This window comes from Lapillicoccus sp. (assembly GCF_039935575.1).
GTDB lineage: Bacteria > Actinomycetota > Actinomycetes > Actinomycetales > Dermatophilaceae > Lapillicoccus.
Window position 1 is genome coordinate 1 of the sequence record NZ_JBDTKA010000059.1, and the last position, 10,614, is coordinate 10,614.

The 10,614-nt window shown below is 70.7% G+C and carries 9 protein-coding genes and 1 pseudogene; 7 read left to right on the forward strand and 3 right to left on the reverse strand.

What is annotated here, in order from left to right:
• Positions 1-505 (reverse strand): dihydrofolate reductase family protein (locus ABI385_RS07050; protein WP_348103036.1); only part of this gene is annotated, 505 nt, incomplete at its 3' end.
• A 107-nt stretch (positions 506-612) separates the two neighbouring features.
• Entirely contained in the window at positions 613-1,311 is a 699-nt protein-coding gene (locus ABI385_RS07055) for a spermidine synthase (RefSeq protein WP_348103037.1), read from the reverse strand.
• A gap of 297 nt (positions 1,312-1,608) precedes the next feature.
• On the opposite strand from ABI385_RS07055, the gene ABI385_RS07060 reads away from it, so the two are divergent.
• The 4 genes from ABI385_RS07060 (at position 1,609) to ftsY (ending at position 7,314) form a co-directional block, all read left to right on the forward strand.
• On the forward strand, positions 1,609-1,929 hold the full coding sequence (locus tag ABI385_RS07060) for a chorismate mutase (protein ID WP_348103038.1): 321 nt from the start codon (positions 1,609-1,611) through the stop codon (positions 1,927-1,929).
• 162 nt (positions 1,930-2,091) lie between these two features.
• Positions 2,092-5,685: a chromosome segregation protein SMC gene (smc, locus tag ABI385_RS07065; RefSeq protein WP_348103044.1), complete on the forward strand. Its 3,594-nt coding sequence runs from the start codon at positions 2,092-2,094 to the stop codon at positions 5,683-5,685.
• Between the two features lie 54 nt (positions 5,686-5,739).
• Positions 5,740-5,976, forward strand: coding sequence for a hypothetical protein (locus ABI385_RS07070; RefSeq protein WP_348103039.1), 237 nt, complete (start codon positions 5,740-5,742; stop codon positions 5,974-5,976).
• An 84-nt stretch (positions 5,977-6,060) separates the two neighbouring features.
• On the forward strand, positions 6,061-7,314 hold the full coding sequence (gene ftsY / locus ABI385_RS07075) for a signal recognition particle-docking protein FtsY (protein ID WP_348103040.1): 1,254 nt from the start codon (positions 6,061-6,063) through the stop codon (positions 7,312-7,314).
• 23 nt (positions 7,315-7,337) lie between these two features.
• On the opposite strand, the gene ABI385_RS07080 is transcribed toward ftsY, so the two are convergent.
• The gene (locus ABI385_RS07080) at positions 7,338-8,246 is read right to left on the reverse strand and encodes an oxygenase MpaB family protein (protein ID WP_348103041.1); all 909 of its coding nucleotides are present in this window, start codon (positions 8,244-8,246) and stop codon (positions 7,338-7,340) included.
• A 193-nt stretch (positions 8,247-8,439) separates the two neighbouring features.
• Between ABI385_RS07080 and ABI385_RS07085 the strand changes: the two genes are divergently transcribed.
• The 3 genes and pseudogenes from ABI385_RS07085 to ABI385_RS07095 form a co-directional block, all read left to right on the forward strand.
• Positions 8,440-9,906, forward strand: coding sequence for an ammonium transporter (locus ABI385_RS07085; RefSeq protein WP_348103042.1), 1,467 nt, complete (start codon positions 8,440-8,442; stop codon positions 9,904-9,906).
• The gene (locus tag ABI385_RS07090; protein WP_348103043.1) at positions 9,903-10,241 is read left to right on the forward strand and encodes a P-II family nitrogen regulator; all 339 of its coding nucleotides are present in this window, start codon (positions 9,903-9,905) and stop codon (positions 10,239-10,241) included. Before ABI385_RS07085 ends, ABI385_RS07090 begins: the two co-directional genes overlap by 4 nt.
• Positions 10,242-10,256: 15 nt before the next feature.
• Positions 10,257-10,614: pseudogene (locus ABI385_RS07095) on the forward strand ([protein-PII] uridylyltransferase); the annotation flags it as partial.

Genomic DNA, 10,614 nt, shown 5'->3' on the forward strand with positions numbered 1-10,614 from the left:
CCGCGCCTGCGTCGAACACCTTCTTGCCGACGCCGAGCATGACCGGGTGCACCCAGAGGTCGAGACGGTCGAAGAGCTTCTCGTGCAGCAGCGTCTGCACCAGGTCCAGGCTACCGACGACCTTCACGTGCTGGTGCCGGTCACGGATCTGGCGCACCGCGCCGGCGAGATCGGGGCCGAGCTGGGTGGAACCGGCCCACGAGAGGTCGGGTGTGCCGCGGGAGGCCACGTACTTCGGGACGCTGTTGAACAAGGTGGCGATCTCGTTGTCCTCGCCGCCCTCCTGGTGCGGCCAGTAGGCGGCGAAGATGTCGTAGGTCCGTCGGCCGAGCAGGAGGGCGTCGGTGCCGTCGTAGGCGGCGCCGACCTGCGCCCCGGAGACCTCGTCCACCAGGGGCGCCTGCCAGCCGCCGAACGGGAACCCCTCCGGGTCCTCGTCGGGGCCGCCGGGCGCCTGCCCGACGAGGTCGAGGGTGGCGAACAGCTCGATGTGGATCAGGCCCATGCCGTACTCCCGATGAGTTGGTTGTCTGAGTCAGGAGGTAGACCCGCGGGAGCCCGCAGACTCATCGCGACGGGGATCAGGCGGTGCCTGGGGTCGTCTCAGCGTGTTCAGCGACGCGGCCGGACCGCCACGTACACGGTGTTGGCCGACTCCCCACCCGTCAGTGGGTTGGGGAACGGGACTACGTGGGCGTCGGCGTGCTCGAAGGCCTCGGCCATCCGCCGGACCACCTCTGGTTCGGGCACCTCGTCGGACCACAGCGCGAAAGCCCCGCCGTCTGCGAGCATCGCGGCGACGCGAGCGAACCCCTCGACCGTGTACAGGTCACCATGGTCCTTGCGGAGCAGCCAGTCGGGTGCATGGTCGATGTCCAGGAGCACCGCGTCGTAGGTGCGGTCGGCGCGACCCGCGCGAACCACATCGAAGAAGTCGTCGAGCACGAGGCGCACGCGCGGGTCAGCGGCCAGTCCCTGGGTGTCGGGCATCAGGTCGCGCTCGTGCCACGAGATGACCATCTGTAGAGCCTCGACCACGGTCAGCTCGGAGACTCGGTCGTCCTCGAGGGCGGCCGCCGCGGTGTAGCCGAGGCCGAGCCCGCCCACCAGGACTGTCAGAGACGTACCGGTCACGGCCGCGAGACCGATCCGGGCCAGCTCTCGCTCGCCGGTGGTGAACTGACTGGACATGAGGAAGTCGTCGCCGAGCTTGACCTCGTGTACGTCCCGCTCCGTGATGCGGTCCCAGCGCCGGCGAAGGCTGATGGCACCCCACGGGGTGTCGCCCCAGTCGAGCTCCTCGATCCGCATCCACCGAGACTAGTTGCCTTCTTGGACGCTCATCACTCCCGCGCGCGGGTGCCACCGCTCAGGCCATCACCCGTCTCGCGGCCGAGCTGCTGGCGATTTTCGGGCCCTTGCCTGGCCGCGCTGGTCAGGCGCGTTCCTCAGGTTCGAGGACTGCTCAGCCGCTCGCCTACGCTGCTGCGATGGAACGGGCGACGGTCTTCGTGAGAGTTCCGCGAGAAGTCGGAGGGTGGTGGCGGAGACCCGCGCGGCCGTGAGATGGGCGTATCCGCGCCGGGCCGGCACGCATACCCTGTCGCCGTGTCCGTCGAACCCGGGTCCGGTGGCGTGCCTCCCGAGCTGGCGCGGCTGCGCTCCAGCATCGACAACATCGACGCCGCCCTGGTACATCTGCTCGCCGAACGGTTCAAGGCCACCCAGGCTGTCGGCGTGCTCAAGGCCGAGTGGCGGCTGCCGCCCGCCGACCCGCGCCGTGAGGAGCAGCAGATCGAACGGCTGCGCGCCTTGGCCGTGGACGCCGGACTGGACCCGGTGTTCGCCGAGAAGTTCCTCGGGTTCGTCATCGCCGAGGTCATCAGGCACCACGAGGCCATCGCCGGGGCGAGCGACGCGGGAGAATGATCACGTTCAACGGCCGGGAGGGCCGCGTCCCACCAGCCACACGAGTACCAGCCGTCACACGCATCACCGGACGTCCCGACCTACCGGGAGCGCGGCCTCGACGCTTGTAAGGTGACGCCGACCTGCAGCCCGCGGGACGCCCCAGAGGAGACCAGCGCACTCGTGTACGTCAAGAACCTGACGATGAAGGGGTTCAAGTCCTTTGCGTCCGCCACAAGCCTGCGCCTCGAGCAGGGCATCACCTGCATCGTCGGCCCGAACGGCTCCGGCAAGTCCAACGTCGTCGACGCGCTCGCGTGGGTGATGGGGGAGCAGGGCGCCAAGACGCTGCGTGGCGGCAAGATGGAGGACGTCATCTTCGCCGGCACCGCCGGCCGGCCGCCGCTCGGGCGGGCCGAGGTGACACTCACCATCGACAACTCCGACGGCGCTCTACCGATCGACTACGCCGAGGTGACGATCGCGCGCACGATGTTCCGCAACGGCGGGTCCGAGTACGCCATCAACGGAACCTCGTGCCGGCTGCTGGACATCCAGGAGCTGCTCTCCGACAGCGGGATCGGCCGCGAGATGCACGTCATCGTCGGCCAGGGCCAGCTGGACGCGGTCCTGCGCGCGACGCCCGAGGAGCGGCGCGGCTTCATCGAGGAGGCGGCCGGGGTCCTCAAGCACCGCAAGCGCAAGGAACGCGCGCTGCGCAAGCTCGAGTCGATGGAGGCCAACCTCACCCGGATCACTGACCTGACGGGCGAGATCCGGCGGCAGCTCGGCCCGCTCGGTCGACAGGCCGAGACCGCCAAGAAGGCCTCCGTGATCCAGATGGACGTGCGTGACGCCCGGCTCCGGCTGCTCGCCGACGACCTCGTCCAGCTGAGCTCGACGTTCGAGCAGGAGGTCGCCGACGAGACCGCCCTGATCGCCCGCCGAACCGAGGTCGAGGACGGTCTGTCGGCACTGACCAGCCGGGTCGGGGCGCTCGAGACCGAGAGCGAGCAGGCGCGGCCCGAGCTCGCCCGGGCACAGGAGCGCTGGTATGCCCTCGCCCGGCTCACCGAGCGGCTCACCAGCACGGGGTCACTGGCCGCCGAGCGGGTCCGACTGCTCACCGACGCCGACCAGGATGGGGAGTCGTCGCCCGGGCGCGACCCGGAGGAGCTGCGCCGGCAGGCGGCCGAGCTGCTCGGCCAGCACGCCCGCGTGGCGCAGGAGATCGCCGCGGCCACCGCAGCGCTGGAGGTGGCCGTCGCCGACCGCGCCGCAGCCGAGCAGGCCTTCGTCGTCGAACAGCAACGCCTCTCCCGTGCCGCGCGGGCAGCAGCCGACCGCCGTGAAGGACTGGCTCGGCTGGCCGGACAGGTTGCCGCCAAGGCGTCCCGGGTCGAGGCCGGTGAGGCGGAGATCGGCCGGTTGCGCGAGAGCGTCGACCAGGCCCGCTCTCGCGCGGTCGTGGCGGAGCGCGAGTTCGCCACCCTCGAGTCGTCGATCGCGGTGGAGGAGGCCGGAGAGGAAAACCTCGACTCCGGTTACGAGAGCGCCGCCCTGCGGCTGGAGGAGCTCGAGGCGCAGCTGGAGTCGTGGCGCGACCAGGAACGCGTCGCCGACCGCGACCGCCTGTCTGCCGCAGCAAGGGTCGAGGCCCTCGAGATGAGCCTCAGCCGCAAGGACGGGGCAGCAGCGCTGCTGGGCGCCGATGAGCAGGCATACCGGGTCGTCGGCTCGGTCGCGGCTCTGCTGCAGGTCGAGGCGGGTCACGAAGCCGCTGTGGCGGCGGCGCTCGGGTGGGCTGGAGACGCGCTCGCGGTGGACTCGCTCGACGGGGCCACCACGGCGCTCGCGGCGCTTCGAGCGGACGACGCTGGTCGCGCCGCGATGCTCGTGTCCGAGACGGCCGCCCGGGTCGACCGGGCGACGTGGCCACAGCTGCCGTCGGGCGCGCGGTGGGCCAGCGACGTGGTCAGCTGCCCCGACGGCATACGCCCCGCAGTCGACCACCTGTTGGACCGCGTCGCGCTCGTCTCCGACGTGACGGCGGCAAGCGCGCTCGTCCGCCGCGGCGACAGTGTCACGGCAGTCACCACCGACGGGGACGTGTTGGCACCCGGTTGGGTGCGCGGCGGCAGTGCTGCCGCGCCGAGTCTGATCGAGATCCAGGCAGCTGTCGACGACGCCCGGCGGCGCGTCGCCGAGGCCGGGTCCCGGGGGGAGCAGGCCAGGTTCGCCCTGTCTGGCGTGCAGTCCGAGGTGGCCGAGGCGAGCGACGTCGTCGAGGCCGCTCTCGACCGACTGCACGACTCGGACGCGCGGATGTCTGCGGTCGCCGAACGGCTCGGCGCCCTGGGAGTCGCCGTCCGCTCGGCCCGGGCCGAGGCCGAGCGCACCCAGCTGGCCATCACGACCGCCGAGCAGACCCTGGGCGCCGATCGTGGGTCGCACGCCGAGCTGGTCGAACGCCTCGAGGCCGCCTCCGTCGAGCCGACGGACGACGCCGACCCCACCTCGACGGTCTCGCCGGCCGAGCGCGACCGGCTGGACTCCGCCGCGAGCGCTGCCCGTGCGCAGGAGACCGAGCTGCGGCTGGCGCTGCGGACCCGGGAGGAGCGCGCCAGGGCCCTGCTCGACCGGGCCACTTCCCTCGACCAGTCGGCAGCAGCCGAGCTCGCCGCACGCGAGCGCGATGCGGCGCGGCGGGCCAGACGTCGGCGCGAGGCGCAGGTGGCCGAGTCGGTGCGGGTTGCGGCGGCCTACGCCTCGAGGCGACTGGCCCGGGCGGTCGTGATCGCCGACACCCGCCGTGGACAGGCCGAGCGGGCGCGGGGGGCCCGGGACGCCGAGCTGGGACTGCTGCGCCGCCACGTCGGGGGACTCCAGGACCAGCTGCGCGAGCTGACCGACTCGGTGCACCGCGACGAGGTGGCGCGAGCCCAGCAGCGGCTGCGGATCGAGCAGCTCGAGACTCGTGCGATCGAGGAGCTGGGGATCGGTCCGACGGCGCTGGTGGAGGAGTTCGGTCCGCTGACGACGGTGCCCCCCGCTCCTGCCGCGGGCAACGAGCAGGACGATGAGCCGGCGGGCGAGCCGCAGCCTTACGTTCGCGAGGTCCAAGAGAAGCGGCTGCGGTCGGGGGAGCGCAAGCTCGCCGCGCTCGGCCGGATCAACCCGTTGGCGCTCGAGGAGTTCACGGCGTTGGAGGAGCGGCATACGTTCCTGACGACGCAGCTCGAGGACCTCAAGCGCTCGAAGAAGGACCTGCTCGACATCGTCCGCGAGGTGGACGAGCGGGTCGAGAAGGTGTTCACCGCGGCCTACCACGACACGGCGGTGCAGTTCGAGCGGATCTTCGCGCGACTGTTCCCCGGTGGCGAAGGTCGGCTTGTGCTCACCGACCCCGAAAACATGCTCACGACCGGTCTCGACGTCGAGGCGCGCCCGCCAGGCAAGAAGATCAAGCGGCTGTCGCTGCTCTCGGGTGGCGAACGCTCGCTGGTCGCGGTCGCCCTCCTCGTCGCGATCTTCACCGCCCGGCCGTCGCCGTTCTACATCCTCGACGAGGTCGAGGCCGCGCTCGACGACGTCAACCTCGCACGGCTGATCATCCTGCTCGAGGAGCTGCGCGACTCCAGCCAGCTCATCGTCATCACCCACCAGAAGAAGACGATGGAGATCGCCGACGCCCTCTACGGCGTCACGATGCAAGGCGACGGTGTCACGACGGTGGTATCCCAGCGGATGAGAGACGTCCGGCCCCGCTCGGCCTGACCTGTCCGGCGCGTCGAGTTTGGTCGCACCCGTCACGTGAGTCACACTGGTCACATGGTCGTTCTCGTGCTCGGGATGCTCGTATGCCTCGTGGGAGGCATCGCCGTGATGGGTTTCGTCGCGGTCCAGGCCCGGCGAGACGGTCGAGATGTCCTCACCCCACGCGGTGAGGAGGTCGTCGACCTGGTCCGCACGCATACCGAGGCACTGTCGAGCAAGACCGACGCTGCGAGGCACCGCACGAGCGACCTCGTGACGGCCACCCGCGACCGGATCCACCCGCAGCACTGAGTAGTTCGGGAGTCGAGCGCCCGCCAATCCGGGCGTAGAACTGCGGGAACAGGCGGGTCAGGTCGCCCGCGTCATCGTGCAAGGATGGGCGCCGTGGTTGACCAGGTCTGGGAAGTCGTCGCCGTCGCCGTCCTCGTACTCCTCGCCCTGGGGGCGGTCGTCCTCGGGCTCGTCCGGGGTCGTGCGGGTCGTGGAGGTCGTGGAGGTCGTCGCGAGACGCTGACACCGCCGCCGAAGACGGCTCCGACCCGGCCCATCGCGCCACCGACCGACGTCGACGCGGACCGCGACACCGGCCTGGACGACAGTGTCGGGACTATCGAGACGTCCGGGACCACCGCACCCCCCGAGGCCGAGGTGGCCGACACCCTCGTCGAGGAGCCCACCGCACCGGCGGTCGAGAAGCCGGAGTCGGCGCGGGGACGGCTGGCACGCCTACGAGCCCGACTGGCACGCAGCAACACGGCCATCGGGAACGCCCTCCTGCAGCTGTTGTCCCGTGGCGACCTCGACGAACAGGCGTGGGAGGACGTCGAGGACACGCTGATCTCGTCCGACCTGGGCGTAGAGGCGTCGACCGAGCTCGTCGGCCGGTTGCGCGTCAAGGTCAAGGTGGACGGGTCCGGCAGCACCGACGAGGCCACCGTTCGCGGCTGGCTCAAGGAGGACCTACTCGAGCTGGTGGACCCGGGAATGGACCGCCGGATCGCGTCGTCGCGGGTCGACGGCCGCCCGAGTGTGATCCTCGTCGTCGGTGTGAACGGCACCGGCAAGACGACCACCGTCGGCAAGCTGGCCCGGGTGCTCGTGGCGGAGGACCGTGACGTTGTGCTGGGCGCGGCGGACACGTTCCGTGCGGCGGCTGCCGACCAGCTCGAGACGTGGGGCGACCGGGTCGGGGTGCCGACCATCCGCTCCGACCGCGACGGCGCGGACCCCGCGGCGGTGGCCTTCGACGCAGTCAAGGCGGGTGCGGAGATCGAGGCTGACGTCGTCATCATCGACACCGCCGGCCGGCTGCACAACAAGGTCGGGCTGATGGACGAGCTGAGCAAGATCAAGCGCGTCATCGAGAAGCTCCAGCCCATCGACGAGGTGCTGCTCGTGCTCGACGCGACGACCGGGCAGAACGGGCTGCGTCAGGCCGAGGTGTTCTCCGAGGCCGTCAAGGTCACGGGGATCGTGCTCACCAAGCTCGACGGTTCGGCCAAGGGCGGGATCGTCGTCGCGGTGCAGCGCCAGCTCGGCGTCCCGGTCAAGCTCGTCGGGCTGGGCGAGGGCCCGGACGACCTGGCACCGTTCGACCCCGAGGCCTTCGTCGATGCGATCGTCGGCTGACCGGTCGGCTGATCGTCGGTCCCTCAGGTCGTCTGCTTCCGAAGCGTGTTGCGCGGGTGCCTCGGGTCGCTCAGGGCCCACCGGATGGCTCGCACAGCGGCGTCGCCCAGCGGCGCGCCGACGAGCCGCTCGGTGATCGGGAGGACCGGCAGCCGGAGCATCTCCTTGGCCCAGATCGGCAGCAGCGCAACGGCGCCGGCCGCCAGGGCGGAGTACCCGGCTCGCTCGCTCCACCCGATCGGCGGGTGCAGCAACAGGTACCGGGCTGCCTCCAGGGCCGCCGGTGAGCCGACCAGCTCCGGTCGGTATGCGTCGAGGGCCTCGCGCAGCTCCGCCACCGTGGTGGGCGGGTCGACGACCCCGAGCCGGACGGCGATCGAGCCGGACTGCTCGACGTAGCGGTCCTCCTCGGCCGGAGTGAGGCGGGAGCCTCCGAACCTTCGGTACGACGCAAGGAAGCTGTCTGCCTCCGCGACGTGGACCCAGCCCAAGAGGTGGGGGTCGTCGGCGGCATACCGGCCTCCGTCCTCGGCCCGGCCGCGGACCCGTTCGTGGATCGATCGCACCCGCGCGATGGAGGCCTCGGCCGTCGCCACCGTCCCGAACGTGGTCGCCGCGAGGTAGGTGGAGGTGCGTTGCAGCCTCCCCCACGGGTCGGAGCGGTAGCCCGAATGGCCGGCGACCCCGGCCATCGCCAGGGGGTGTAGCGACTGCAGGAGGAGGGCACGGATGCCGCCGACGAACATCGACGCATCGTCGTGCACCCGCCAGATCGGGTCGCCTTGGTTGAACCAGCGTTCGCCGTCGACCATCCAGATGGCGCGGGCGTTGGCCTCGGCGTCTTCGCCGGCGACCTTGTCGCGCAACGAGTTTGCCAACCATCGGCGGGCCGGCTGGGCTGCGGATTCGAACGCGTCGGCGGTGATGCTCACCCCCCATCATCACCCGGCACAGCCGTCCGCGCCCTCCGGTGGCCCGCGCCCGGGCGTCACCGCAGCTCGTCCGAAGGCGAACACGTCATACGACCGACGCGAAACATGGCGATAACAGTTGGCCCGAATTGCTTACACGGGCGTAACAGTCCCAGCCGACAGGCGAAATCGAGGTTGGCCACAGTGGTCGCTCATGAGCGCACTTTCAGTCGTGACGGCGGACACGCCGTTCATCGACAGCGGGAACACCGCCTGGACCATCGCGGCAGCAGCACTCGTGCTGTTCATGACGCCGGGCCTGGCCTTCTTCTACGGCGGCATGGTCCGCACCAAGTCCGTCCTCAACATGATGATGATGTCGTTCATCACGATGGGGACCGTCGGCACGATCTGGATCCTCTGGGGGTACAGCGAGTCGTTCGGTCCCGACGTGGGCGGCGGCCTCATCGGCAACCCCTTCACCCACTTCGGGCTCACCGGGGTCTACAACGCCATCTACGGGTACGTTCCGGCAAATGCCGCGACGGGGGCCGCTGCTGTTGGAGGGATACCGGGTGCGGCGTTCGTCGCGTTCCAGGTCGTCTTCGCGATCATCGCGGTGGCCCTGGTCTCGGGCGCCATCGCGGACCGGGCCAAGTTCACGACCTGGACCGTCTTCACCGTGGTCTGGGCGACGCTGGTCTACTTCCCGGCGGCCCACTGGGTGTTCGCCTTCAACGGTTTCGCCGCGGAGACGGGCGGCTGGATCGCCAACCAGGCGGACGGGTTGTTCCTCGGTGGAGCGGGTGCCTACGACTTCGCCGGTGGTACCGCCATCCACATCAACGCCGGTGTCGCGGGCCTGGCCCTGGCCATCCTGCTCCGCAACCGCGTCGGCTGGCCACGTGAGCCGATGCGGCCGCACAACCTCACCCTCGTCATGCTCGGCGCCGGCATCCTGTGGTTCGGCTGGTTCGGCTTCAACGCCGGCTCGGCCCTCAGCGCCGGCACGCTGGCCGCGGGCGTCTGGGTCAACACCCTCGGCGCGACCTGCACGGCCATGCTCGGCTGGCTGCTCGTGGAGAAGCTCCGCGACGGGCATTTCACCTCGCTCGGTGCGGCGTCCGGTGTCGTCGCCGGCCTGGTCGCCATCACCCCGGCCTGTGCCACCGTCTCCCCGTGGGGTGCCCTGGTTGTCGGACTCCTCGCGGGCGCCGGGTGTGCCCTCGCGGTCGGCCTGAAGTACCGGTTCGGCTTCGACGACAGCCTGGACGTCGTCGGCGTCCACCTCGTGGGCGGTCTCATCGGCACGCTGCTCATCGGCTTCCTCGCGGACGCCACGAACAGCCCTACCGGTGCTGCCGGGCTGACCATGAACGACGGTCTCTTCCTCGGCGGCGGCCTGGGACAGCTCGGCTCGCAGGCGATCGGGGCGTTCGCGGTGCTGATCTACTCGTTCGTCGTCACCTTCGCCATCGGCTGGGTGCTGCACAAGACCATGGGCTTCACCGTCGCCGAAGAGGACGAGGTCAGCGGCATCGACCTGGTGGAGCACGCCGAGACCGCCTACGACTTCGGGTCGTTCGGTGGCGGCAGCAGGCATACCTCGTCGGGCGTGGTGGCCGCACGCACCCAGTCCGAGCCCACCGAGGCTCCGTCCAAGGAAGGGGCATCCGCATGAAGCTCATCACCGCCATCATCAAGCCGCACCAGCTCGACGAGGTGAAGGAGGCCCTGGAGGCCTACGGAATCTCCGGTATGACGATCAGCGAGGCCAGCGGGTATGGCCGGCAGCGGGGACACAGCGAGGTCTACCGCGGCGCCGAGTACACCGTCGACTTCGTCCCGAAGGTCCGCCTCGAGGTGCTCGTCGACGACCTCGACGCCGGCAGCGTCATCGACGTCATCCTCAAGGCCGCCCAGACCGGTCGCATCGGCGACGGCAAGATCTGGTCGATCCCCGTCGACGACCTCGTCCGGGTCCGCACCGGCGAGCGCGGCCACGACGCGCTCTAGCTCGAAGGCCCTCCGATGACCGCGACGGACGTCACCTCACGGCGGCTGACCCTGGCCGGGACCCGCAGCTTCGCCACCCCTGGAGCCGGTCCGGCCCGCCGCGTCGCGCTCGCCGAGCTCGGTATGCAGTGGCTCACCGAGCTGTGGCACGAGGCCACCGCAGGGCGCCGGCTGCCCGGCGTCGCGCTCGCCGCCGTGGGCAGCCTCGCCCGCCGCGACGGCGGCCCCCTCAGCGACGTCGACCTGGTCCTGCTGCACCAGACCCGGGCGCTCGGCGCGACCGACCTCACCGCCCTGGCCGACCGCCTCTGGTACCCCATCTGGGACCAGGGCGTGAAGCTCGACCACAGCGTCCGCACGGTCAACCAGTGCC